Here is a 24,490-nt window from a genome sequence, read left to right as displayed (position 1 = left end):
GAATGTCATCTTATTAGATTCTCTATAAAAATTTCCGACACTTCATTCAAACTGCCCTTGACTGTATCTGCGCAGTAAGTCATCCCGAACAAATTCCCTGCAAGAGGAAGATAAATGTGACCGCTCGGGATGTATCAAATCGCCAAAAGGCAAATCACCGACAAATTTAACTTCACCTTCAAAATCCTGTCCTGATTCAGCATCAAAACCGATGACCTTCACAAAACAAGTTTTGTGTCCGGTTTTCATAAAATCAATTACTGTTAACACATGATTATGTACATCATTCATCCTTTTTTCCTCCAACTCTAAGCATTAAGTTTTACTTACTTTATAAATAAAGAAACCGATCAAACAATCATGGCTAAGGTTGCTAAAGGCAAACATTGGAAATAGGTACTCCTGCTTTCCATGAATTACTTTATTTTTCTATGTATTTTGTTCAATCTCCCCTAATTTAACTGAACTTGCATGTCCTGACTTCTTCATTCACATATGCTTTTATACGTTTCCCAGAATATACTTCTCTTAGCATGTGTATGATTTCACATTACTTCCACCAAAGGTCGGTCTGGCAACCCCGAGGACCTTCCCTCTTCTATATAGATTTATAACCTGCTATAATCTAAGGATTGGAGGTGTGAAAAAATGAAAGAAATCATCCAGATATTAGCTGAAATCGTCAATAATCTTCACGATTTCATCCTATTCTTTGTAAGTGACACATTAAATTCAAATGCAACGGACAAAGATTTGCATTTTTGGATAATGGGAATCATCGGTATCATCATATTTTTGTTCGTGTTATTTTTATCTAATTTAATTGCCCGGATGCGTTTTGGGATAACGATACTCTCTTTCCTTTATACCTTTACAGTCATGGTTGTTTTAGTATTTGCCATTGAGATACAGCAAGCCCTTACCAGCAGGGGAAATATGGAGTTTCAAGATGCGGCGATAGGCCTATGGGGGTTCATCGTATTTTTCATGGTTTTTGCTGTACTATCATCCATATTCCTATTGGTGAAGAATTTATTCAAGCAATCAAAATAAAGGTAACGATAGGTCACCCTGCTTAAAACATTCCTAATGCCTTTCAATAACAGGAAATTCGGATTTTGTATTGGCGGGAATGATAAATTCTCTGTAGCAGCATCTTAAATGGAAAGGAAGGTTACAGAGAAGCAAATTTGATTCGGGGAATTACTTCGATTCATTTTCATTGAATAAATCAATGCTGAACAGATTAAAAGAATCGTCGTCATTAATACGTACCTGGTCATTTCCTGTTATATCAGGACTATTTTCCCTGCGACGGCGATTTACTTCCCTTAATTCCGCTTCCAGAAATTCCGCTTGTTCGTGGGAAAGCTTGATCGTGATTTCATTATTTTGATCATCTGCAGCTTTCAAGAGGACATAGCTATCCGCAGCATTACGTAAAGTCACATTGCTTACTGTTAAGTTCATATTCGCGAGTTCATATCTTGCCTTCATAAAGTAAAAAGAACCTCCATCGGAAAATACCGGTTAAAATAATGTATATTAAATATACTCTACTTCAAGATATTTAAATATACAAATTCTTTGTTTGGAAAAGCCTTGAAACCTAAAGAAATCTACCTCCTTAACGAGCTTCCCAAGACCATATATGGAAAAGTGATGAACCATATCATTAAAGCCGCGTTCTTGAATAAAGGTCCAGGTGAAGTTTCATCCCTTTTAAAATCCAGAAGTTTTGGAACCAATGGAGCAATTGAATGCTAATTCGTCCCTTTCTTAAAAAATACTTGAATGAATTCACATTGACTGTAAATAAATAGAACCCTTCATTGGTGGAAAGGTTCCATTTGTTTTTACAATTCTTTCTCAATCGCTCTAGTAATATGGTATGGACCCATGCTTTTATTTGAAGTAATGACGGTTCTCAATCGATTTGCCTGATATATCGCAGAATTGAAACTTACACCCGGGTCATACCCCATAAGATGATATTTGAAAATCCCGTCATTTTTTTTACGGATCCATATACCATATCCATAGTATTCCCCTTCATCTCCAGTTGCAATATGGGCTTTCAATAAGAGAGTGGTATATTCTTGATTCAGTAACTGATTGGAAAATAACCCATCCCAAAACCTGAACATATCTGATGCGGTAATATACGCTCCTCCATCCGAACCGCCTTTGATGGGAAGGGAATAAACGTTAGTTCTCCATTCTCCATTTTCTTCGTCAATGTACCCTAATGCAGTATTTTCAGGAAGCTGGTCCATGGAAAAATAACCGGAATTTATCATTTCACAAGGAAGAAAGATGTTCTTGTCGATATATTCAGAAAATTGGAGTCCGGTTAGTTCCTCAACAATCAATCCTAATAAAATATAGCCTGCATTATTGTAATGAAATCTTTCCCCGGGTTCAAACATCATCACATCATCTTGAAACATTGGGAGGAAATCTTTTAATCTTTTTATATGGTACATCGGATTTTTCTGCCAAAGCTCTTCAAAATCTTCCATCACTTCTTCATCAAAGTAATCAGGAATGCCCGAAGTGTGTGTTAAGAGGTGATGTATGGTTACATTTTGGTTAAAATCAGGAAACACGATTGGAAGACAGTCTTTAAGCTTAGAATCAAGCCTAATTTTTCCATTTTGTATTAACTGGCAAATGGCTATCGCCGTAAACAGTTTACAACCGGAAGCAATTCCGAATCTTGTTTCGGTCGTATTCATGATTTCATCCGCTCGATTGGAATAGCCATGTGCTGAGCTATGAATCAGGTCATCTCCCGCTTTCACACCTATAACACCCGAGAATTCAATTTCTTTGCTCGTTTCCTCAATAATCCTGGATATATCCATATGTAGAGTCGACATTTCGTTTTCCCCCTTGCCGGTAAAATTTTCATAACCGATGTGTTGGCCAAGGTACTCATTAGGACTTGCCAAAAAACCCGCATCTTATGTGATGCGGGATAACTTATTTCAGATTTCACTCGTTCTTTTATTTCCACCAAGTATCATAAACATTAATGGCTTCATTGCGTTTATGTTCGGTTTTAGTATACCATCCTTCGATGATTTCGGCAGCTTCCGTTCTGATTTCCTTGCCTTCAAGATAATCATCGATTTCATCGTAGCTAACGCCTAAAGCCACTTCATCAGGAAGTAACGGTTTGTCATCTTCTAAATCTGCCGTTGGTATTTTCGTATAAAGACGCTCAGGAGCACCGACGAATTTGAGGATTTCTTTTCCTTGCCTTTTATTTAAGCGATATAAAGGAAGGATATCCGCTGCACCATCACCATGTTTCGTAAAGAAACCTGTGATCGCTTCAGCTGCATGGTCCGTACCAAGCACAACGCCTTTATACAGTCCGGCTAAATCATATTGTACCTTCATTCGCTCACGTGCTTTGACATTTCCCCTTAAGAAATTCGATAGCTTTTCAGAAACCGCTACTTCCACAGCTTTTACTGAAGCATCCACCGCTTCCTTGATGTTAACAGTAACCGTTTGGCTTGGCTTGATGAATTTTAAAGCCAGCTGCCTGTCATCTTCATCAGCCTGTACTCCATATGGCAAGCTTACAGCAACAAACTTATAGTCGCTGCCATTTTTTTCTTCATTCAATTCATTAACAGCGGTTTGAGCAATATACCCCGCCAGTGTTGAATCTTGACCTCCGGATATCCCAAGTACAAAACTTTTCAGAAACGTATTTTTCTTCATATACCCTTTTAAAAGATCAACACTTTTCCTGAATTCGGCTTCAGGATTGATCGTTGGTTGGACAAGTAATTTTTTTACGATTTCTTTTTGTAATGGACGCATTGGCATAGCCCCGCTTTCTAATAAAATAGATTGGTCATTTCGTTAGCATTCTTTCTACATTTGCTTTAACTTCATCTATATTCCTCATTTTATTATCCCAACAATCCTGGCTTAGATCTACCGGGTATTCTTCAGGATTCAGTGCACGAAGGTACTCCGGCCATAATACTTGGAGATTTTTTTGCGTGAAGGCCTTGATTTCATCTATGGTCGGCAATTCATAAATCAAACTTCCATCCTTGAAAATATCCACATGCAGATCAACCGCATCGAAATCCGTGACGAATTTACTTAGGAAGGTATGGACAGGATGAAACATCTTTAATTTTTCCTGTTCCTGCGGCTTCTCATATTCCATCGCCAAATAATCACCTTCAGCATGATGATTCACTTTATTGATGATTCGGTATACTCGTTTTAAGCCAGGTGTCGTAACCTTTTCAGGGTTAGAAGAAATTTTGATGGTATCTCTCATATTACCATCTTCGCCCTCTATTGAAACCATTTTATAAACGGCACCGAGCGCTGGCTGGTCATAAGCCGTAATCAATTTGGTTCCGATGCCCCAAATGTCAATTCTTGCTCCTTGTTGTTTCAAATTGATGATCGTATATTCATCCAGGTCATTGGAAGCGACTATCTTCGCATCATGGAACCCTGCAGCATCAAGCATACGCCGTGCTTCTTTTGATAAGTAAGCTAAGTCACCGCTGTCAAGACGAACGCCAATGAAGTTGATTTTATCGCCCAATTCCTTGGCAACACGGATTGCATTCGGGATGCCAGAACGCAATGTATCATAAGTATCAACCAAGAATACACAGTCTTTATGGGAAACAGCGTATTTATGAAAAGCTGTATATTCATCTTTATAAGCTTGGATCATGGAATGTGCATGCGTCCCTGAAACCGGAATGCCGAACAGCTTTCCAGCACGTACATTACTAGTGGAATCAAAGCCAGCAATATAGGCCGCTCTCGCTCCCCAAATTGCAGCATCCATTTCTTGCGCCCGCCTTGAACCGAATTCAAGGGCAGATTCTTCACCGATTACCTGTTTGATGCGTGAAGCTTTTGTTGCTACGAGTGTGTGATAGTTCACAATGTTAAGCAACGCAGTTTCAATGAGTTGAGCCTCACCAAGCGGTGCCTCCACCCGTAATATCGGTTCATTGCCGAAAACGAGCTCTCCCTCTTTCATGCAGCGAATCGCTCCCGTGAAACGAATGTTCTTCAAATAATTCAAAAATTCTTCATCATAGTGCAGATCATTTTTTAAATAGTCGATATCACTTTCCGAGAAGGAAAAGTTTTGAAGGTAATGGACAATTTTTTCAAGTCCCGCAAAAATCGCATATCCGCTATTAAATGGAAGCTTTCTGAAAAATATCTCGAAAACTGCCTTTCGGTTATGTGTTTTGTCCTGCCAATAAGTTTGGGCCATATTGATTTGGTAAAGGTCAGTGTGTAATGCGTAACTGTCGTCGTTGTACTTTTTTTCCATGGATAGTTCCTCCCAAAAGAGAAGCATCGCTTCCCTTCTATTCTGTTGCTTGAATGGATATTATAGAATGGTTGCTCCAAGAGATCCTTTAAAATGTCCAAGCGCCCAATGGTGACCGGCATCATTGAACGAGGCCACTGCATTTTCATATACAAAGATATTATAGCCTAGATTATAAGCGTCGATTGCCGTATGCAAAATACAGATATCTGTACAAACCCCGACTAAATATACATCGGTGATGTGACGTTCCCGCAGGCGGATATTAAGGTCCGTCCCTGCAAAGGCCGAATAACGTGTTTTATCTATATAATGAACATTCTTTTGATTTTTATTAGTTTCATATTCCTCTTTTAACGCCCCGTATAGGTCTCTACCCATTGTACCGCTAATATTATGCGGTGGAAACAAATTCGATTCGGGATGTAAGCGGTCTCCTTCTTCATGTAAATCAATCGCGAATACCGTATATTCGCCGCTTTTTATAAAATCCCTGGTTATATTGACTAATTCCTTCTCGATATCCTGACCTGGCTTCCCGCAGGTCAAGGAACCCCCATCTGCCACGAAGTCATACGTATAATCTATATTGATCAATGCCTTTTTCCCCATATCATCAATTCCCCCTCAATAGTAAATAGAGTCCATGACAACCTCTGCATTAAATCGGTAAAGCTGTGAAGGCCGATACGAATTCCGTTTCGTTTTCTTATGCATTCCCTTTTCATCCAAGACTTTTTCCAGAAACGGGAGCTTCGGGGCTTTTGCATAAAAAAGTGAGTCTGCACTGATTTTTGCATCATCTCTGGCTGTCAGCAAAACCCGTTGCAGCTCAGAAAGTGTAAATTCATCCGGCAGGAATTTTTGGGCTATCGTCGTTTGCACCATTTCTTTTTTCATTAAATTCATCGCATCGTTAATAATTGTATAATGATCGAATGCAAGATCTAATTGTAAGGCTTCCTGAATCGTGAACAATTCAACCTCGGCTGCGTCGTCATTCGCTTTTCTTTGATGAAGAAACTCTTCCTGGACAATGGCATAAAAAGCATTGGAAATGATCCACCCCCTGGGATCTCGTCCTGGCCGGTCATAAACCCCGAAATGCTTGACATGGAATCCAGCTACGCCCGTTTCTTCTTTCAATTCTCGTTTGGCTGCTTCATAGGCAGTCTCGCCAGCATTGACAAAACCTCCGGGTAAAGCCCATTTATCTCCTTCAACATTAGGGCTTCCTTCCTTATCTTTTGTGGCGCGTTTGATTAATAATAGCTTCAAAAACATTTCAGGCGGAGCTTTCTCTGCCGTTTTCTTTGTTGTAATAGTAAAGATCGCAATATCTGCTGTGTATCCATCTGGTGTAATATATTTCTTTTTTTCCTGCTGAGCCATGGCAACTCTCACTTTCTTTCACTAAGTATGGAATTCAAGTAATTAGTAAATCATTAATTACTAATTATAGTACTCTTCCTTGTGTGATTTAGCAACTCTAAATCAGAAAAATTTTCTAATTATTTAAATAATCATTTATTTTTATTACATGAAAACAAGCCCGGTCATGATGACCGGGCTTGTTTATCGATTTCTTTAAACGGGATAGACCCCATGTTTACGATCGGTAAATGTCAATTGCTTACTGCTATACGCTTCAAAGCGGGTGCTCAATTCATCACGCAGGTCATTTGGCTGGATGATGCCATCAACAATCATCTCGGAGGCTAAGCGGTAAATATCGATGTCTTCATTATACTCATTACGCTTCTGTTCGATGAATTTAGGGCGCTCTTCTGGTTCCATTGCATTGATTTTATTGGCATAGACTGCATTGACCGCAGCTTCTGCCCCCATGACCGCTATCAATGCCGTCGGTAAGGCCAGAACGCAGTCCGGTTCAAAAGCTGGACCGGCCATCGCGTATAGTCCAGCACCATAGGCCTTACGGACAATGACAGAAATCTTGGGAACCGTGGCTTCACTCATGGCCGAAATCATTTTTGCACCATGGCGAATGATCCCTGCCCGTTCGACCTTAGTCCCGATCATGAATCCTGGAATGTCCACCAGGAACAACAACGGTATATGGAAAGCATCACATAAATTGATGAACTTGGCTGCCTTATCAGCTGAATCATGGAACAGGACGCCGCCCTTGACACGCGGTTGATTGGCTATGATCCCTATCGTTTGTCCATTTAGTCTTGCAAGTCCAGTGATTAATTCAGGGGCAAATAGCTTCTTGATTTCACAAAACGATTGCCTGTCTATAATCCTATCGATCAGGTCATACATATTGAAGGCTGCATTCTGATTTTTAGGAATCAGTTCTTCCAACGTTTTTTCGAAATCCGCAGGCAGCTCAGGTTTTACGCTTTTAGGCCTTTCTTGATAATTTCCTGGAAAATAGCTTAAGTACCTGCGCGCGAACGCGATCGATTCTTCTTCTGACTTGACAAGCACATCCCCGCATCCTGAAACGGAACAATGCATTTTCGCCCCGCCCATTTCCTCTTCACTCACCTTTTCGCCAATGACCATTTCTGCCATTCTCGGTGAACCTAAATACATGGATGCATTGCCATCAACCATTACGACGATATCACAAAAAGCTGGGATATATGCCCCGCCGGCGGCAGACGGACCGAACAATAGACAAATTTGAGGGACTTTTCCTGATAACTTTACTTGGTTGTAAAAGATGCGTCCTGCTCCGCGGCGTCCCGGAAACATTTCTACTTGATCTGTAATTCGTGCCCCGGCAGAATCGACTAAATAAAGAAGGGGCAGCTGTAACTTCTCAGCTGTTTCCTGAATGCGAATGATTTTCTCGACGGTCCTTGCTCCCCAGGAACCAGCTTTTACTGTCGAATCATTGGCCATGACACAGACCCTCTGACCATTGATTTTCCCGATGCCTGTAACCACACCATCCGCAGGCAGACCATCACTGGCACAGTTAGCAAAGAAAGCGTCCTCTATTTCAACCCCTTCATCGAAAAGCAGCTCGAGCCGTTCACGTACGAAAAGCTTTCCTTTTTCAGCGTTTTTTTGATGATATTTTTCTAAACCGCCTTTTTTAATCGTCTCAACCGTTTCGGTTAGTTTATCCGTCGTTACCATCCCTGTTCCTCCTTCAATTGAAATCATTGGCCCTTAAATACCGGTTTGCGCTTTTCCTTGAATGCTGACAGACCCTCCAGTCGGTCACGGGTTTTTAAAGTTGTCTGATAGCAGTCTTTTTCAATTTGCAATCCTGTTTTCAAGTCAGTCTCAGCCCCTTGATTGATTGCCGCTTTTGCAGCCCTTAGTGCCAATGGGGCATTGACCGCAATTTCCTTAGCCAATTTTTTCGCTTCCTCAAGTAAATGCTGGGGTGAATATACATGACTGATGATTTTCAAGGCATGTGCCGTTTTTGCATCCAATCTCCTTGCCGTATAAATCAGTTCTTTCGCTGTCGGCATTCCAACTATCCGCGGCAGGCGCTGAGTACCGCCGGCGCCTGGGATGATGCCTAACGATGTTTCTGTCAGTCCCACCTTCGCCGTTTCCGATGCGATTCGTATGTCACAAGCGAGTGCCAACTCCAGCCCTCCGCCAAAAGCCGAACCGTTAATCGCGGCGATGACCGGAACTGGAAGGTTTTCTACAGCCGTAATCGTATCTCCAATCAACTTGACTGTCTCCCTGACTTTATCCTCATTCATACCTGCTCGTTCCTTAAGGTCCGCACCTGCACAAAACGCCTTTTCACCTGCCCCCGTTATAATGACTGTTCGTAAATTGGAATCACTTTTCAATTCCTCCAGCCCTTCAACCAAGCAATGAAGCAATTCTGTGGATAAGGCATTAGCAGCATCCGGCCGATTCAAAGTCACGAGGGCAATTCCCTTTTCCTCAGTACTTATTTCAACTAATGAAGTCATAATTTCACCTCAATTTCTCTTATTGTGCGTTATAAACAGCCATCTGATGGCTTGGCAATGGTTTTTCTAAAAAGCTCTGCATCTTGGCCGCAGCCTTCATTAGTTTTTCTGGGTTGATTCCCGTGTGAATTCCCATTTTATGTAGCATATGAATTAGGTCATCCGTTGCCACGTTTCCGCTCGCACCTGGTGCATACGGGCATCCTCCTAAACCTCCGAGCGAAGAGTCGAAAGTGTCCACACCATAATTAAGTGATTCTAGAACATTTGCGAGTGCCATTCCCCTTGTATCATGAAAATGGAGGGCAATCCGGCTTATATCATATCTTTTTACAGCTTGTTCCAGGAACAGTGCAACCTGTCTTGGAGAAGCGACCCCAATGGTATCACCCAATGAGACTTCATTGATTCCATATTCAAAAAGTTGATCACAAACACGGAAAACCTGTTCGGTCGAAACCTCCCCTTCATAAGGACAGCCGAAAACGGTTGAAATATAGCCCCTAACCGTTTTCCCGCTGTTAGCTGCTGTCCCGATAACATCCTTCATTATTGGAAAGGTATCGGAAATCGACTTATTGATATTTTTAAGATTATGCGTTTCACTGGATGACATGAACACGGAAATTTCATCGATATTGGCTTCTAGAGCCGACTCCAGTCCCCTTTGATTGGGTACAAGGGCCGCATAAGTGATACCGGGATTGCGCTTAATTCCCTTAGCCACCAGGGCAGCATCACTCAATTGGGGAATCCACTTTGGATGGACGAAAGAAGTCACCTCTATATAAGATAAACCTGTATCAGAGAGCTGATCGATCCAATCTATTTTGCTTTTTGCAGGTATCATGACCTTTTCATTTTGCAGTCCGTCACGCGGACCCACTTCCTTAATTGTCACTTTTTCAGGCCAATTCATCTTACCCCTCCGTCCCCTTATTCAATGACGGCCAAAACGTCGCCCTCATTCACGAAATCCCCCTCATTCACTTTAAGTTCTTTAATGGTGCCAGCTTCCTCGGCTGCAATGGGGATTTCCATTTTCATAGATTCCAAGATAATGATATCCTGTCCGTCTGTTACACTTTGCCCCTCGTTCGCTACGATTTTCCAAACGCTTCCTGCCATGCTTGCCTTTAATTCTGTCATCTTACATTCCTCCTGATCATTATGTTTTATTTATACAGTCAGTTTTTTTATATATTTTGCAATGAAATCCGTAGTCGTATCTCCTTGGGAAAAAGCTTCATGAGAAATGATTTCCATCAGCAAAGGAAGGTTTGTTTTAATTCCTTCAATTTTATAGCTTGCGAGCGCTTCTCTTAATCTCTCGATCGCTTTATCCCTTGAATCACCGCTCACCACCAATTTGGCGATCATCGGATCATAAAAGTGGGATACGACCGAAGTTCCATGAACAGCCAATTCATGACGGATCCCTTCCCCTTCCGGAAGTTCCATGCTTGTGATTTTCCCCGGTGCTGGATAAAAGGTTTTCGGATCTTCAGCATATATGCGCACTTCAATGGAGTGTCCATCCTGTTTAATCTCACTTTGCGTGAATTCCAATTTGTCGCCAGAGGCAACTTTAATTTGCTGTTCAACCAAATCCAGTCCCGTAATTTCTTCGGTGACAGGATGCTCTACCTGAAGGCGTGTATTCATTTCCAGGAAATAAAAGTTTTTATCTGCATCAACTAAAAATTCGAGGGTGCCCGCATTGCTATAACCGATGGATTTTACTGCTTTCACTGCAGCCATTCCCATCCTGTTTCTTGTTTCTTCGTCAAGGAAAGAAGATGGAGCCTCTTCCACGACCTTCTGGTGGCGCCTTTGAACGGAGCATTCCCTTTCCCATAAGTAAACAGCATTCCCAAAGGAATCCGCCAATACCTGAATTTCGATATGACGAGGCTTCTCAATCAATTTTTCTATGAACATATCTCCATTGCCAAAAAACAATTGGGCACGTTTTTGATTCCCTTCGAAGGCTTTGGTAAGTTCATCTTCATTAGCAACCGCCTGCATGCCGATTCCCCCGCCGCCTGCTGCTGCTTTTAACATGACTGGGTAGCCAATTTTTTCGGCAACGGCTGCCGCCTCTGCACTATCAATTAACGGACGTGAAAATCCAGGCACCAATGGAAGTCCCGCTTGCTCCATCTTTTTCCTCGCCTCGACTTTATTGCCCATCTGCTGGATGATCTCAGGTTTGGGACCAATGAATATCAAGCCGGCTTCTTCGCATGAACGTGCGAAATCTGCATTTTCACTAAGAAATCCATATCCAGGATGAATGGCATCCACTCCGGTTTCCTTAGCTATTTCCAAAATCTTATTGACGTTTAAATAGCTTTCCTGTACTCTCGGGCCACCCAATAAATATGCCTCATCCGCCAATCCCACAAATGGCGAATCCGAATCTGCTTCCGAATGGACGGCGACAGTATGTATCCCCAGCTTCCTGCACGTACGAATAATGCGTGATGCTATTTCTCCCCTGTTTGCGATAAGAATTTTTCGAATCATTCGATATCCTCCTTATTTAGTGCGTTCCGATAGTAGGTCAAGAGTTTGTTGCCGAAGCTTATACTTTTGGATTTTTCCGGATGCAGTCATTGGATAAGCATCGGTAAATTGAATGTAACGGGGAATTTTATGAAAAGATATTTTCCCTTTGCAATACTCTATCAATTCTTTCTCCGTAAGAGTTTCTCCTGCTTTCAAAATGATCCATGCCGCTACCTCTTCCCCGTACTTCTGATCAGGAACGCCGAGTACCTGGACATCGACAATTGCAGGATGTTGATAGAGGAATTCTTCAATCTCACGGGGGTAAATATTTTCCCCTCCGCGAATGATCATATCTTTCAGCCGGCCTGTAATCTTGCAATAACCCCTTTCATCCATCACCGCCAAATCTCCCGTATGAAGCCAGCCTTCCCGGTCAATCGCCTGCTCAGTGGCTTCCGGGTTATTATAATATCCCTTCATTACATGGTAACCCCTAGAACAGAGTTCACCCTGTTTGCCCCGCTGGACTTCTTCCCCTGTAGCTGGATCGACAATTTTCACTTCCACTTTCGGCAAAGCCCTTCCAACTGAAGAAACACGAAGTTCGATCGGATCGTCCGTTCTTGTCATCGTAATTCCTGGAGAAGATTCCGTTTGACCATAAGTAATCGTAATTTCCGAGATGCCCATCTTATTCACCACGCTTTTCATGACTTCGATCGGACATGTGGAGCCTGCCATGATACCAGTCCGTAACGAACTTAAATCATACTGGTCAAAGTCATCGAGATTAAGTTCAGCAATGAACATCGTCGGAACACCATGAAGCCCCGTACATTTTTCAGCTTCAACCGTCTGAAGGACAACGCGTGGGTTAAATTCCACGATTGGCACCATTGTTGCCCCTACTGAAACAGAGGCCATCGTGCCAAGGGAACAGCCGAAACAATGAAAAAACGGAACCGGGATGCAAAGCCGGTCAGCTTCGGTAAGCTTCATGCATTCCGCGACATTCAATCCGTTATTGACCAAGTTGGAATGAGTCAGCATCACTCCTTTTGGAAATCCTGTCGTCCCTGATGTATATTGCATATTAATCACATCACCGGGAGCCAATTCCTCCATCCTCATGTCCAGCGATTCCTCCGAAACGGATTCGCTCCTGCTAATGACTTCATCCCACGAAAACGTTCCGGGATAACGCTTTTCACCTAAAACGATGATATTTTTCAATTTTGGCAGTTTCTCAGATTGTAATTTTCCTGGTTCTGCATTTTTCAATTCAGGAACGATTTCGTACAGCGTATCTATATATGAATGATCCTTATATTGTTCCATCAGGATGATCGTCGTCGAATCGGATTGCTTGAGCAGGTATTCCAGTTCACTTGTACGGTAATTAGTATTGACCGTTACCAGCACTCCGCCCATTTTCGCGGTCGAAAATTGGGATATAAGCCATTCCGGTTTATTGGATGCCCAAATGGCGATATGTTCGCCCTTTTTTATATCTAGTGACATGAACGCCCTGGCAGCCTTTCGGCAAATCTTTTCAAATTCGCGATAGGAATGGCGCAGGCCTAGCTCATGGTACACAACCGCTTCATTATCACCATATTGTTCAGCTGTCCTTTCAAGCAGTTTCCCGATAGTAACATCTAGCAAATCAGACATCAAACTCCTCCTAATCAAATAAAAGTAAGAATGAACGCTTTTTGCTGTATAGATAACATCTGCTTTTCACCAAAATGAACCAAAGTTGTTCATTTTACGTTCCGTAAAGATTAACAGCCTAATTGCCTTGCGATAACGAGTCTTTGAATTTCGGATGTACCTTCACCAATCTCCAATAACTTAGCATCTCTTAAATAGCGCTCCACCTCATATTCACGCATGTAACCAGAGCCGCCGTGTATTTGAATAGCTTGATTGCTGGACCGGAACGCGGTCTCACTTGCAAAAAGCTTGGCATATGCCGCTTCCTTTGCAAAAGGTTTTTTATTGTCTTTTAACCATGCAGCCTTATATACCATATTCCTCGCCAATTCAATTTCCATCGCCATGTCTGCAAGCTTGAATTGAATGGCCTGGAAATTGGATATGGTTTTACCGAATTGAACGCGCTCTTTTGAAAAAGCTAAAGCTCTATCAAAGGCAGCCTGGGCGATACCGACGGCCAAAGCAGCAATGGAAATCCTTCCTCCATCAAGCGTGAATAAGAATTGTTTGAACCCTTTGTCTGGATCTCCCAGTAAATTTTCCTTTGGCACCCGGACATTATCCAGAATGATTTCACAAGTATTGGAGGCTCGAACTCCCATTTTTTCATAATTGCTATTTATCGTCAGCCCTTGGGTATCGGTTGGCACAATGAATGCCGAGATGATATTTTTGCCCTTGGAATCTTTGCCCGATACAGCCGTGACGGTAACCGTTCTTGAATAGCTGGCATTTGTTATCCATGTTTTCTCGCCATTAATCACATATTCATCACCCTCCAACACGGCAGTAGTTCTAGTACCGCCAGCATCGGAACCAGCATTAGGCTCTGTTAACCCGAAAGCTGCCAGGGTTTCACCGGTCGTGATTGGAACCAGATATTTTTGCTTCTGTTCTTCGGTTCCAAAGTAGTAAATTGGACTTGCCCCGAGCGAAACGGCTGCTGCATAACTTAAGCCGGTTCCCCCGCATGCCTTTCCAACCTCTTCAACTGCAATGGCATACGAAACCGTATCTCCGCCCGAACCGCCATATTCTTCGGGAAACGGAATTCCAAGCAACCCGAGTTTCCCCATTTTTTTGAATACATCCTCCGCAAACATGGACTTTGCATCCAACTCTATAGCAATGGGTTTAATTTCCTTTTCGGCAAATTCCCTAACCATTTCCTTAATCATCTGCTGTTCTTTTGTAAGTGAAAAATCCATATATTCATTCCCCTTTCTATTGAGACCGACTAGTTGGTCTGTACAAATCAAATTTATAGTTTAATCCATAACAACTTGGTTCTTCAGTAAAAATGGCTGCGTGATTTCCGCTTCTTTTTGTTTATCTATCAATAGGGCATTCAGAATTAAATCTACGTAAATATCACCGATTTCATCTATCGTTTTTCCACCGTCCCTTTTGTACCATTTGTAGGACCAGTTCACCATGCCCAGAATTGACATTCCGGTAATTTCCACTGGCAATTCGCTGCGGAATACTCCCTTGTCAATACCTTCTTTGATAACGGAAAAAATGATTTCTTTATACATTTGGCGCTTTTTTTTGATTGCTTCAACATAGGGCGGTTTTAAGTAAATGCTTTCTTGATAGAAAACTGAGATGTGTGGTTTATAGAGGTCAAAAACTTTAACAAATGATTGAATGATCTTTTGCATTTTTTCTGTTGGATGGGTACTTTCTGAGATGGCTTCCTGTGCTTTTGTTAAAACATATGAAATAAAGTAATCATGGATGACAAATAAAAGTTCATCTTTGGAAGAGAAATGGTGATAAAAACCTCCCTTGCTAGTTCCGCAAGCCTTAACGATTTCGTTAACGGAGACACCATGAAAACCATGCTGATCGAAGAGCGTCAACGATGTTTCAATTATTTTTTCTTTTAACTCCGTAAGACTGCACCTCCTTCTTGTATCCGCTTACATTTAACGACATAAAGAAGATGTGGTTATGTAGTTAACTGGATTTATTTAGATTTTACCAAATATTTAAAAATTGTCAATTTTTAATTATCAATAAAAAAACAGCCCTCAAAACCAAGAGCTGTCAACCTACTTTATTTAGTAATGCATGCGATACATATTGTCATTCACTACCCTTGACCGGTTTAACCTGTGCTTTTACAAGCTGCCATCCATTGTCATACTTCCATACTGATTTAATCTTCAAAATCGGAACAAGTTCATCTGAACCTTTTACGTTTTGGACTCCCATAAGTGCTTTTCCTTTTCCAAAAACTGTCTTGAGATCCAATGAGGAGTATGGATCAACAAAAAGCTCAGTCGGTTCATTTAGTTTTCCATTTTGATAAATGCCCAATTCATCATACGCTTGTTTTCTGGAACTGACATCTATCACCACAGGTTTTTGACCTTCGATAATGATTTCCGCTTTGTATCCGTCAAGAAATTGTGCTATTACGGGAACGGATGGAGGGACTTCCAGTTCCTTTACTTTTCCATCCTTGAACGTATAGGCGTAACTGGATATCAACCGCTCTCTGCCTTCCATCAAAATCGTGACCAATACATCCTGGACTCCATCATTATTCAAGTCCGCCACCTTTAGGTCTGGAGTATACCCAGCTTCAAGCGGGACGCTGATTGTATGGCGATTGCTTTCCACACTTAACTCAATTTTCTTCAGAAACTTGCTTCCTTCCTCAAATGGCAGTCCCTGAACCTGGATGATGTCTATTTTCTGGTCACCTGTTACATCTCTTTTTGTTGAAATATATGTGCCATCTACCTGAAAATTTTTATCATGGGCTTCAACCGCTTGATAGCTCAAAAATAGTGAGATGACTAAAACCGCATATTTTAGCAGATCTAACTTTTTCATAGTGATAACCTCGCTTTTCAAAGATGAACTAATTTGACATTTGTCGCCGTTTGAACTTTCGACGCTGATCTTTCATGAAGATGGACCAGAAATAATAGAACCCTGGCACTAATATCGCAAAGCCCACGATATAAGTGGCAAACACGGCCCGGAATGAGGTTGGATCGGTAAATCCTGAAAGAATCGTGACATTTGGATATATGATATAAGGTAAATGTGCGATACCATAAACATAGCTTCCGATTAAATACTGTATGATGATCGCTATTACAGCGAGGCGAGGCATCCCTTTAACCTCCTGCTTAGAAAAATAGGGTAAGTACAGTGCTATCCCGCTAATGATGAAAAAAATGAGCGAGACGAATAACAATCCAGAGTTTTTCATCATTCCTTGGTAGATCCAATTCGCTTCGTTTCTTAACGTGAGCATAACCAACAAAGCCATGACCAACATAAGCGGGCCCGTTATCATCGCATCTCTGCGATATATTTTGTATGCTTTCATTTCATCGGCCTGTTTTGAGTAATCGGACAGGAGCAAAGATGATAAAAAAAGCGTGCTCATAATTCCGAACCCCACAAATGCATACTCATTTGGACTCGTGAATAGTTTAGATAGATTCAATTCTTCATTTCCTCTTACACCTTCAACAAATCCAAGGTGGGTGATTGGCAATACGCTGATTAATAGCCCGGGTATGATCAATCCCGTCAATCCTGAAATATACGTTAACGCTTTTTCATATTTGTCTACGCTATGCGAGAAAACCAAGAAAGCACTCCTAATACATAGCAGGACAAGTATCAGGCTTGCAGGAACGATCAAGGCTACCCCTATCGGGAAAACCGCACCTGGAAATAAACTGTAAATCGCAATGACAAGACCAACGACAAAAGTATTAGTCACTTCCCAAGTTGGTGATAAATAGCTATTTGCGATCTTGGTAGCATTCGTTTCTTCCTTTTTAATGTAAGTCATTGCCCAGAAGCCAGCGCCGAAATCCATAGAGGCCATGATGGCATAAAGAAAAATAAAGCCCCAGACCAGTGTTATTGCAAGAAGAGCATCACTCATTCGCCTTCCCCCCCCTTTTATGAATTTGAATCGAAAAGCCTAACATCTTTCTGTTCGGCCTTATATATATCATCCATCACGGAATGACGTTTGAAATAATACAAAAGTGTAAACACGACAGAAACGCATAAAATGATATATACAATAATGAACATCGTGAATAAAAATCCAAGGTTTTCGTACGAAGTGACAGAATCCTCCGTGGTCAGCATCCTGTATATCGTCCATGGCTGTCTGCCTGTACAGGCAAAAATCCAACCGCATTCAATTGAAATCACAGAAAGCGGCCCTGACGCAACAAACAGCCAAAGAATCCATTTCGGATATGTCTCCTTTTTCAGCCATTTATTCCATACCAATCCAAACAGTGCCAACGCGATTAAGCCTGAACCAATGATGACCATGGCGTTGAACAAGATATGGACATAAAGCGGGGGCCAATACTCTTCCGGAAAATCGTTTAAACCGGTCACGACCGTATCAAAGCTATTACCAGATAGAAAGCTTAATAACCATGGGAATTCAATCCCATACTTCACTTCCTGTGCTTCCCTATCGGTATAACCAAACAAGGTAAGTCCGGCATGGTCCTGTGTTTCAAACAACCCTTCTGCCGCCGCCAGTTTTTCCGGCTGTTCCCTATATAAATGCTGTGTAGTCGCATGACCGTTCAATGCCGTCAAAAAAGAAAAAACCAAACCCAATACAATACTGAGTCTCAGTGCTTTTTGGTGAAAGTTAAATTCAGCAGTGCCATATTTATTTTTCAGCATCTTATAGGCTGCAACGGATGCTACGACAAAAGCGCCTGTAGTATAAGCAGTCAGGGCCGTATGTCCCGCCGTCACCAAGAAACTTGGGTTGAAAAATGCCGCCCAAGGATCGACATCGACGATCTCCCCATTTTCAAACCGGAACCCAGCCGGTGTCCCCTCAAAAGCATGGACATTCGAAATCAATACAGCCGAAGCCAATGCTCCGAATGCAACAAAGAATAAACTCACGATCCGGGCCCATGGCTTGATTTTTTCAGCAGCATACACGTAGATTGACATGAACAGCGCTTCAACCATGAATGCATAAATCTCGATCTGGAATGGAAGCGCCATGACACGTCCAATCACTTCCATGAACCCCGGCCATAATAGTGACAGCTGTACACCAGCAATCGTACCAGTCGGAATGCCGACCCCAAGCAGAACCCCTAATGTTTTCGTCCAGCGTTTAGCCATGACGACATACTGTAAATCCTTTGTCCTTTGATACATCAATTCCGCTGCCAACATCATCATCGGCAACCCGACGCCGATCGTTGCAAATATGATATGTACAGCCATATTCGTCCCGAACATCGCACGGGCCATTTGTATATGATCCATACTGTCTTCCTTTCTAACCTTTGTCTCTTGGTAGTATCTCCTCTAGAAAGGAAAATATTTAATAATATTCCACAAACTAAGTTTTCATAGGTTTTACAGAAGGTCAGCTTTTTACTTAATTTTACTTAATGATGTTTTTAGTTGATTGTTTATCAGATATTCTATCGAGGTTATTTTTGATATATATTACGTGGATTTCAGCAATGCGCTAATAAAATTTCACTAAGCATTTAGATGACAAATTATTGAAGATTCTTCATAAAAGGTGACCCTATAGGAATAAGATAGCGTAAATCCCATATAGAAAGTGTAACAAGAGAGGAGAAAAACACTTTGTCCTTTTTCAAAGATCCGCTATCACCCGATCAAATGCTTGCTGTGATCAGAAATGGCCTGGGGCCTTCCCCAATCCCCAAAAAAATCATTATCATTGGTGCCGGCATGTCTGGGTTGGTTGCAGCATCGCTTTTAAAACAAGCGGGGCACGAAGTAACGATATTGGAAGCAACCGGGCGGGTCGGAGGGCGTGTTTTAACCATTCGGGAGCCATTTTCAGAAGGTTCCTACCTTGAAGCCGGTGCCATGCGCATTCCGAATTATCATTACTTAGTTGCTGAATACATCAAGAAGTATGGTTTACGTGTCAACACTTTTGTGAATGCCACTCCTAATGACCCCATTTATGCCAATGGAATTAAGACGACCGCTGCCATATACCAACGGAACCCGGATATACTTAGGTACCCTGTAGCTCCACATGAAAGAGGTAAAACAGCTGAAGAATTACTCAACATGGCAATTAAGCCTGTGACTGACTTCATCATTCAAAACCCACGCAGAAATTGGGAAATAGTCATTAAAGAGTTTGATAAGTATTCCATGAGCTTCTTTTTACAGTACAATCCAGTCGGAATCAGTCTTTCAACAGGGGCGATTGAAAGCATCAAAGTCCTGATGGGTTTAGAAGGATTCCCGGAACTTTCTTTTCCTGCCATACTTCGGGAGCTGATGCCGCTCTTTAATCCAGACATAGAATTTTATGCAATCGACGGAGGAAACGACCGGCTTCCAAATGCCTTTCTACCGGAATTGAAGGATAATTTAAACTTCAGATATGAAGTGACAAAGATCATCCAACATGATAATCAAGTCACCATCCATTCCAAACATACTCAAAGCCAAAACCCCTTAACGGTTACTGGTGATCTTGCCATCGTGACGATCCCACTTCAATTGCTGCAATTTATAGATATTGAACCCCGGAATTCCTTTTCCCATAATAAGTGGAAGGCAATAAGGGAACTCCATTATGCCGCTTCCACAAAAATTGGACTCCAGTTCACGCATAGGTTTTGGGAAAAGGAAGGAATCTTCGGCGGTAAATTGACGACCGATTTACCTATTAGATTTTCTTATTACCCCAGCCAAACTAGTAACCAGAGTGAATCCGGTATCATTCTAGCAAGTTATACATGGGAAGATGACGCCACTTTATGGGATATACTTCCAGAAAATGATCGTATACAACACGCATTGAAAAATTTGGCAGTGATCCATGGAAAACAAGTATATGATCATTTTTTATCAGGAGCTTCTTATAGCTGGACACTGAATCAGTATTCCTACGGCGCTTTCTCCATGTTTAAACCTGGTCAGGAGACGGACTTGTTTCCATACATCCCAACCCCTGAAGGAAGGGTCCACTTCGCAGGTGAGCATACATCAACCGTACCTGCTTGGATTGAAGGAGCCATTCAATCCGGCATCAGGGTTGCACATGAAGTGACGAATTTGCCAAGAACGTTCGGTCTGCCTTGACTGTTCCTTTTCTTTGGCTATTAAATAAACGATAACTTAAGTGCATCGACAGAAGAACCTTCCATTTGGAAGGTTTTTCTTCTTATGATCATTCACTTTATCCCTCCTTTTGAACCAAAGTCTACAATCCTTATGTCCACTTCATAATTAATATCGGCTTTACTGAAAACTTCGTCCCATTTATTCTTATTTTTCTCCCAAAACTTTGGATGCTGATTTTGCACATAACGATACAATCCTGCTACCCCTGTTTTATAATCATGCTGTAATTTATATACGATTTTCCTTACATCCTTTTTCACTTCATCCTCGGCAATACGCTCAACCTCTTTTAAATAGGCTTTTTCAAAAGAATTCTCCTTACCATACCAATCTTCCGAAAGTCTTCCTGTGTACCCGACCTCAATATTGATCGTCAAATGATCACCGTTCAATTCCGTCGTGATTTTCCTCCTTGTCCTATTGATCACTTCGACACTTAAAGGCTTACCGTGTTGGACCGCTTCGATTATTCCGCCCTTTACTTCTCCGTTCAACCAATTTAATGCAGCAATATCTTCATCATTCATGACCCCGACCAACTTTGAATTGTTGATCACCCCTGCACCCTCCAAAATTAATTTCCCACCCCTAATATCAACGGCCTGAATGGCAAAGCTTCCATCTGACTGCAAATTTGAGGATGCTTTGCCCAGTGTTAAAGGCGGAAGTATCTTATTCGTTCTGTTCTCATTATCTTTCAATTCATAGATTACATTCGAAGGGATCTCCCCATCTTCGGATCGTCCCAAAATTTCTTTTGTCGGTCTCTTTGTTAAATAAACATGACAGCTTCTCCTTGTATTATTATCGCGTATTGACTGATTAATGATCGCTTCCATCGGGATTTTCCTTAATACATCTTCATTAATAAGGATGATACGCTGATGATTGGTTAATACCGTATTGGTTATGAGTAAAGAATCCCTAATTGCTTCATGAAGTGTTTTGGCACTGACGGTAACATTTTTATATTTTTGTTGGGCCTGATTCTCCTGAACACTATTTCCTGGAGGCACCAGAATTTGCTGTGTTAACATGATTTCGTCCTTCTTTTTGCTTTTATCGATCCCCACTCCAACTACAAGGGATAACTCTTCAATATTTTCACTGTCCCAACAGCCTGTAAGCAAAGGAATAAGCAAGATCAACCATAATCTTTTCATCCGCTTCTTCTACTCCTTTTCAATTGAACGATTACGAATGTAATAATTGGTAAGCCAATCAATATAACCGGAAATAGATATCCTAGCAAATCGCTCATTTTTAAAATTCCAGTTATATCTTTAGGGATTTTGGCCAGAAGAAAAACGACGGGAACCAAAACAATAAGGTTCGTTGTATATGAATTGCTAAATATTTTCGTCATTCCTTCTGCTGCAAAGTAAAAGTAAATTGCATGTGTTAAAAAAAACTGAAGAATCCAAGTGATTAAGAGAAATAGTTCCATACGCTCTAAAAATATCCCTTTTACTTCAAAGGACTGAATAAAAGAAATGGTTGGCAAAGTAACCGCTTTGACTTCCGGGACAGTCAGTGTAGCCACTACCAATACATATGTAATCACATATAAAATCAGCGGTATGAAAAAACCGATTAAAACGCCACTTTTTATCTTGTTTTGATTTTTAACGACGCCAAACAAAAAGATGAAAAGTTCAATTCCAAAAAAAGACAAAGTTCCGGAGCCCATTCCTTTCATGACAGGTAGAAATCCTTTCGCAAGAACAGGCTGGAGGTTTTTTATCTCTACTATCCTGAGACTGAACAAATAAATGAGCAAGACGATGACTATTGTCAAAGGAAGAAAGAAGACACAAGCCTTTGCTATGGCTTTTATTTTGCCGGTCAAAAGATGCACACTCGCTAAAATCATGGAAAGTATCACGATTTCAACTGGTGTTTCCTCCAACAAATAAAACCGCACCATTTCACTCATCGCAAGAACTTCAAAGCTGGCCACGCCTATAAAGTACACCACCACTACCAACCCAATAAGTTTAGAGAGCCACTTTCCATATGCCTCCTCCATGTACGTGTAATAGTTAGCGACCTTATGTTTTTTTAACAGAACAACCAATAAGCATAACAAAAGGGCAATAGCGATCCCATTTAAAATCAAGACGATCCATCCATCGGTCGAATGGATTTTTTCCGTTAACGTTCTCGGAAGGGTCAGCATTCCAATTCCTAACATACTGCAAGAAATGATCGCAGCCAATTCGCCACTAAGAATTTTGCCGTCGGACTGGCTCAAAAGAATCCCCCCCTTTCTTCCGCTTCGGTAACCGCAGGAACGCATCTCTCCAGGTCTTTTTACCGATAAAATCCATTGGTTGAAAATAAGGTTCTTGGAAGCTCGTCAATTTTGACAAATGGCTGATAACGATGATAAAGAATAATGTGGTTCCGTATAAACCTAAAACGGCGGCAAAAATCATCGCCCCGAACCTTAATGCCCTGAACGCCAGTCCAAAGCTATATTGCGGGACCGTAAAAGAGGTAATCGTCGTGATCGAAACGATTATGACCATCAGGGAACTTACAATATTGGCTTGAACTGCCGCTTGTCCAATAATGACCCCGCCAACCAATCCAACCGTTTGACCAATGGGCGATGGGAGCCGAATACCTGCTTCGCGAAGCAGTTCAATCGTCAATTCCATGATGATAGCTTCAACAAACGGCGGAAAGGGAACGTTCTCCCTTGTACCCGCGATCGTCATCGCCAGTTCTGACGGAAGCAATCCAGGGTTGAACGATACTAAGGAGATATAAATCCCTGAAAGAAATACGGTAACAAATAATGATAAATAGCGAAGTATACGTAGAAAAGAACCCGCTACCCACCTTTCATAATAATCATCAGGTGACTGCAGCAACATCGTCATCGTCGTTGGTGCCATCAGCGCAAATGGCGAGCCGTCAACCATGATGACCACCCTTCCCTCCTGCAGTGCAGCCAATACTTTATCCGGACGCTCCGTATTTTGGATTTGCGGGAAAGGGGTTAACGCTGTATCTTCAATTAATTCCTCGAGCATCCCCGAGTCTTGGAGATCAGTAGCTTTCACTTCATTTATCCGTTTATTCACTTCTTTTAGCAAAGAATCGCTAGCTTTTCCTTCATAATAGATCAATGCAACTTCCCGTTTTTCCATCGTCCCGAACTTCTGTTGTTGGACGATAAGGTTGGGATGGTTCGAATATTGCCTTATCAAGCCGATATTTTCTTGAAGACTTTCGATAAACCCAAGCTTCGGTCCCCTGACAACCCTCTCTGTTGAAGGTTCACCCAGTGTACGAACTTTTTCCTTTTCCAGATTCAAGACATAACCATTTACAATTCCATCTATAAATAAAAGCGTTTTCCCATCAAAAATATACTCTATGCCTTTTTCATATGTTTCAACATCCTGTTCCCTGACTGAACAGATTTTGGAAATGACGAGCTGCTCGATTGAAACCGGGTGCGATGTTTCGACTTGCGCAGCTGATAAATCCAGGACTATATCATTGAATGCAGGGTAATCCATCGTTCCATTTAAAAATACGAATAATCCTGAAATTTCATAACCGGGAATGAATACCTCTTTAAAAACGACATCAGCCTGCATATTCAATTCAGATTTCAATTTTTCCTGTTTTTGATCCAATTTTATATGCAAGGGTTTACTTTTCATGGAGAACTCCTTTGGTTAAATGGGGTTTTTTTGTATCAGTTTCCTCTATTTTCATTTTTTTTATGCGAACAGGATATGGAGGCAGCTTTTACACCATTTTATTAATGATATCCCTTTCTATAGCGAGCGACATTAGCATCCAAAATGGT

23 protein-coding genes are annotated in these 24,490 nt (G+C 41.5%); 2 read left to right on the top strand and 21 right to left on the bottom strand.

The annotated features are described in order from the left end of the window. Positions 1 to 42 precede the first annotated feature (42 nt). Positions 43 to 291, bottom strand: coding sequence for a hypothetical protein (locus ACYP5M_RS02970; RefSeq protein ID WP_260357569.1), 249 nt, complete (start codon positions 289 to 291; stop codon positions 43 to 45). Between the two features lie 357 nt (positions 292 to 648). Here ACYP5M_RS02970 and ACYP5M_RS02965 point away from each other — a divergent pair, with 357 nt between their 5' ends. Beyond that, on the top strand, positions 649 to 1,053 hold the full coding sequence (locus tag ACYP5M_RS02965) for a hypothetical protein (protein WP_101221979.1): 405 nt from the start codon (positions 649 to 651) through the stop codon (positions 1,051 to 1,053). A 150-nt stretch (positions 1,054 to 1,203) separates the two neighbouring features. Here ACYP5M_RS02965 and ACYP5M_RS02960 read toward each other — a convergent pair whose 3' ends face one another. The 17 genes from ACYP5M_RS02960 to ACYP5M_RS02880 all read right to left on the bottom strand — a co-directional run bounded on the left by ACYP5M_RS02960 (position 1,204) and on the right by ACYP5M_RS02880 (position 18,801). Continuing rightward, entirely contained in the window at positions 1,204 to 1,497 is a 294-nt protein-coding gene (locus ACYP5M_RS02960) for a hypothetical protein (protein WP_459734610.1), read from the bottom strand. 359 nt (positions 1,498 to 1,856) lie between these two features. After that, entirely contained in the window at positions 1,857 to 2,882 is a 1,026-nt protein-coding gene (locus ACYP5M_RS02955) for a serine hydrolase domain-containing protein (RefSeq protein WP_459734609.1), read from the bottom strand. Between the two features lie 127 nt (positions 2,883 to 3,009). Next, the gene (gene nadE, locus ACYP5M_RS02950) at positions 3,010 to 3,840 is read right to left on the bottom strand and encodes an ammonia-dependent NAD(+) synthetase (protein ID WP_063235995.1); all 831 of its coding nucleotides are present in this window, start codon (positions 3,838 to 3,840) and stop codon (positions 3,010 to 3,012) included. Positions 3,841 to 3,874: 34 nt separating this feature from the next. After that, positions 3,875 to 5,344, bottom strand: a complete 1,470-nt coding sequence (locus ACYP5M_RS02945) for a nicotinate phosphoribosyltransferase (protein ID WP_101221977.1) — start codon at positions 5,342 to 5,344, stop codon at positions 3,875 to 3,877. A gap of 60 nt (positions 5,345 to 5,404) precedes the next feature. Then, positions 5,405 to 5,956 (bottom strand): cysteine hydrolase family protein, encoded by a 552-nt coding sequence (locus ACYP5M_RS02940; RefSeq protein ID WP_101221976.1) that lies wholly within the window; start codon positions 5,954 to 5,956, stop codon positions 5,405 to 5,407. A gap of 15 nt (positions 5,957 to 5,971) precedes the next feature. Next, the gene (locus tag ACYP5M_RS02935) at positions 5,972 to 6,736 is read right to left on the bottom strand and encodes an NUDIX domain-containing protein (RefSeq protein ID WP_402942662.1); all 765 of its coding nucleotides are present in this window, start codon (positions 6,734 to 6,736) and stop codon (positions 5,972 to 5,974) included. A 195-nt stretch (positions 6,737 to 6,931) separates the two neighbouring features. Then, the gene (locus ACYP5M_RS02930; RefSeq protein WP_459734608.1) at positions 6,932 to 8,461 is read right to left on the bottom strand and encodes an acyl-CoA carboxylase subunit beta; all 1,530 of its coding nucleotides are present in this window, start codon (positions 8,459 to 8,461) and stop codon (positions 6,932 to 6,934) included. A 23-nt stretch (positions 8,462 to 8,484) separates the two neighbouring features. Next, positions 8,485 to 9,267, bottom strand: coding sequence for an enoyl-CoA hydratase (locus tag ACYP5M_RS02925; protein WP_230176354.1), 783 nt, complete (start codon positions 9,265 to 9,267; stop codon positions 8,485 to 8,487). Between the two features lie 19 nt (positions 9,268 to 9,286). Further along, complete coding sequence (locus ACYP5M_RS02920; protein WP_459734607.1) at positions 9,287 to 10,186, bottom strand: hydroxymethylglutaryl-CoA lyase; 900 nt, start codon at positions 10,184 to 10,186, stop codon at positions 9,287 to 9,289. Positions 10,187 to 10,203: 17 nt separating this feature from the next. After that, positions 10,204 to 10,416, bottom strand: a complete 213-nt coding sequence (locus ACYP5M_RS02915) for an acetyl-CoA carboxylase biotin carboxyl carrier protein subunit (RefSeq protein ID WP_101221971.1) — start codon at positions 10,414 to 10,416, stop codon at positions 10,204 to 10,206. Positions 10,417 to 10,446: 30 nt separating this feature from the next. Continuing rightward, positions 10,447 to 11,796 (bottom strand): acetyl-CoA carboxylase biotin carboxylase subunit, encoded by a 1,350-nt coding sequence (locus ACYP5M_RS02910; protein ID WP_434169490.1) that lies wholly within the window; start codon positions 11,794 to 11,796, stop codon positions 10,447 to 10,449. A gap of 12 nt (positions 11,797 to 11,808) precedes the next feature. Next, complete coding sequence (locus ACYP5M_RS02905; protein WP_260357978.1) at positions 11,809 to 13,446, bottom strand: AMP-binding protein; 1,638 nt, start codon at positions 13,444 to 13,446, stop codon at positions 11,809 to 11,811. A 119-nt stretch (positions 13,447 to 13,565) separates the two neighbouring features. Continuing rightward, a complete protein-coding gene (locus ACYP5M_RS02900) occupies positions 13,566 to 14,708 on the bottom strand; it encodes an acyl-CoA dehydrogenase (RefSeq protein WP_260357561.1) in 1,143 nt (380 codons plus the stop codon). A 60-nt stretch (positions 14,709 to 14,768) separates the two neighbouring features. Then, a complete protein-coding gene (locus ACYP5M_RS02895; protein ID WP_137019767.1) occupies positions 14,769 to 15,380 on the bottom strand; it encodes a TetR/AcrR family transcriptional regulator in 612 nt (203 codons plus the stop codon). Between the two features lie 211 nt (positions 15,381 to 15,591). Next, positions 15,592 to 16,347 carry a hypothetical protein gene (locus ACYP5M_RS02890; RefSeq protein ID WP_434169489.1) on the bottom strand — a complete coding sequence of 252 codons (756 nt, stop codon included), beginning with the start codon at positions 16,345 to 16,347 and terminating at the stop codon, positions 15,592 to 15,594. Between the two features lie 28 nt (positions 16,348 to 16,375). Continuing rightward, positions 16,376 to 17,422, bottom strand: coding sequence for a cytochrome d ubiquinol oxidase subunit II (locus ACYP5M_RS02885; RefSeq protein ID WP_249593703.1), 1,047 nt, complete (start codon positions 17,420 to 17,422; stop codon positions 16,376 to 16,378). A 17-nt stretch (positions 17,423 to 17,439) separates the two neighbouring features. Next, positions 17,440 to 18,801 carry a cytochrome ubiquinol oxidase subunit I gene (locus ACYP5M_RS02880; RefSeq protein WP_101221965.1) on the bottom strand — a complete coding sequence of 454 codons (1,362 nt, stop codon included), beginning with the start codon at positions 18,799 to 18,801 and terminating at the stop codon, positions 17,440 to 17,442. Between the two features lie 369 nt (positions 18,802 to 19,170). Here ACYP5M_RS02880 and ACYP5M_RS02875 point away from each other — a divergent pair, with 369 nt between their 5' ends. Beyond that, the gene (locus ACYP5M_RS02875) at positions 19,171 to 20,619 is read left to right on the top strand and encodes a flavin monoamine oxidase family protein (protein WP_434169657.1); all 1,449 of its coding nucleotides are present in this window, start codon (positions 19,171 to 19,173) and stop codon (positions 20,617 to 20,619) included. Positions 20,620 to 20,711: 92 nt separating this feature from the next. On the opposite strand, the gene ACYP5M_RS02870 is transcribed toward ACYP5M_RS02875, so the two are convergent. The 3 genes from ACYP5M_RS02870 to ACYP5M_RS02860 are packed head-to-tail and all read right to left on the bottom strand — an operon-like array spanning position 20,712 to position 24,341. Next, a complete protein-coding gene (locus ACYP5M_RS02870; protein WP_434169488.1) occupies positions 20,712 to 21,824 on the bottom strand; it encodes a Ger(x)C family spore germination protein in 1,113 nt (370 codons plus the stop codon). Then, positions 21,821 to 22,915, bottom strand: a complete 1,095-nt coding sequence (locus ACYP5M_RS02865; protein WP_434169487.1) for a GerAB/ArcD/ProY family transporter — start codon at positions 22,913 to 22,915, stop codon at positions 21,821 to 21,823. The genes ACYP5M_RS02870 and ACYP5M_RS02865 overlap by 4 nt, the downstream gene beginning before the upstream one ends. Further along, entirely contained in the window at positions 22,887 to 24,341 is a 1,455-nt protein-coding gene (locus ACYP5M_RS02860) for a spore germination protein (protein ID WP_434169486.1), read from the bottom strand. Before ACYP5M_RS02860 ends, ACYP5M_RS02865 begins: the two co-directional genes overlap by 29 nt. Positions 24,342 to 24,490: the final 149 nt, after the last annotated feature.

Source organism: Peribacillus sp. N1, assembly GCF_054600815.1.
The sequence above is the reverse complement of the archived record's forward strand: the minus strand, read 5'-3'. Positions and strand labels throughout refer to the sequence as shown.

What these genes read in the sequence shown, in the direction of transcription:
- ACYP5M_RS02875 (WP_434169657.1), top strand. Translation starts at nt 19,171, where the DNA reads ATGCTTGCTGTGATCAGAAATGGCCTGGGGCCTTCCCCAATCCCCAAA.
- ACYP5M_RS02880 (WP_101221965.1), bottom strand. Translation starts at nt 18,801, where the DNA reads ATGGATCATATACAAATGGCCCGTGCGATGTTCGGGACGAATATGGCT.
- ACYP5M_RS02925 (WP_230176354.1), bottom strand. Translation starts at nt 9,267, where the DNA reads ATGACTTCATTAGTTGAAATAAGTACTGAGGAAAAGGGAATTGCCCTC.
- ACYP5M_RS02970 (WP_260357569.1), bottom strand. Translation starts at nt 291, where the DNA reads ATGAATGATGTACATAATCATGTGTTAACAGTAATTGATTTTATGAAA.
- ACYP5M_RS02960 (WP_459734610.1), bottom strand. Translation starts at nt 1,497, where the DNA reads ATGAAGGCAAGATATGAACTCGCGAATATGAACTTAACAGTAAGCAAT.
- ACYP5M_RS02920 (WP_459734607.1), bottom strand. Translation starts at nt 10,186, where the DNA reads ATGAATTGGCCTGAAAAAGTGACAATTAAGGAAGTGGGTCCGCGTGAC.
- ACYP5M_RS02930 (WP_459734608.1), bottom strand. Translation starts at nt 8,461, where the DNA reads ATGGTAACGACGGATAAACTAACCGAAACGGTTGAGACGATTAAAAAA.
- ACYP5M_RS02965 (WP_101221979.1), top strand. Translation starts at nt 649, where the DNA reads ATGAAAGAAATCATCCAGATATTAGCTGAAATCGTCAATAATCTTCAC.
- ACYP5M_RS02890 (WP_434169489.1), bottom strand. Translation starts at nt 16,347, where the DNA reads ATGAAAAAGTTAGATCTGCTAAAATATGCGGTTTTAGTCATCTCACTA.
- ACYP5M_RS02935 (WP_402942662.1), bottom strand. Translation starts at nt 6,736, where the DNA reads ATGGCTCAGCAGGAAAAAAAGAAATATATTACACCAGATGGATACACA.
- ACYP5M_RS02900 (WP_260357561.1), bottom strand. Translation starts at nt 14,708, where the DNA reads ATGGATTTTTCACTTACAAAAGAACAGCAGATGATTAAGGAAATGGTT.
- nadE (WP_063235995.1), bottom strand. Translation starts at nt 3,840, where the DNA reads ATGCGTCCATTACAAAAAGAAATCGTAAAAAAATTACTTGTCCAACCA.
- ACYP5M_RS02870 (WP_434169488.1), bottom strand. Translation starts at nt 21,824, where the DNA reads ATGAAAAGATTATGGTTGATCTTGCTTATTCCTTTGCTTACAGGCTGT.
- ACYP5M_RS02955 (WP_459734609.1), bottom strand. Translation starts at nt 2,882, where the DNA reads ATGTCGACTCTACATATGGATATATCCAGGATTATTGAGGAAACGAGC.
- ACYP5M_RS02940 (WP_101221976.1), bottom strand. Translation starts at nt 5,956, where the DNA reads ATGGGGAAAAAGGCATTGATCAATATAGATTATACGTATGACTTCGTG.
- ACYP5M_RS02945 (WP_101221977.1), bottom strand. Translation starts at nt 5,344, where the DNA reads ATGGAAAAAAAGTACAACGACGACAGTTACGCATTACACACTGACCTT.
- ACYP5M_RS02885 (WP_249593703.1), bottom strand. Translation starts at nt 17,422, where the DNA reads ATGAGTGATGCTCTTCTTGCAATAACACTGGTCTGGGGCTTTATTTTT.
- ACYP5M_RS02915 (WP_101221971.1), bottom strand. Translation starts at nt 10,416, where the DNA reads ATGACAGAATTAAAGGCAAGCATGGCAGGAAGCGTTTGGAAAATCGTA.
- ACYP5M_RS02860 (WP_434169486.1), bottom strand. Translation starts at nt 24,341, where the DNA reads ATGAAAAGTAAACCCTTGCATATAAAATTGGATCAAAAACAGGAAAAA.
- ACYP5M_RS02910 (WP_434169490.1), bottom strand. Translation starts at nt 11,796, where the DNA reads ATGATTCGAAAAATTCTTATCGCAAACAGGGGAGAAATAGCATCACGC.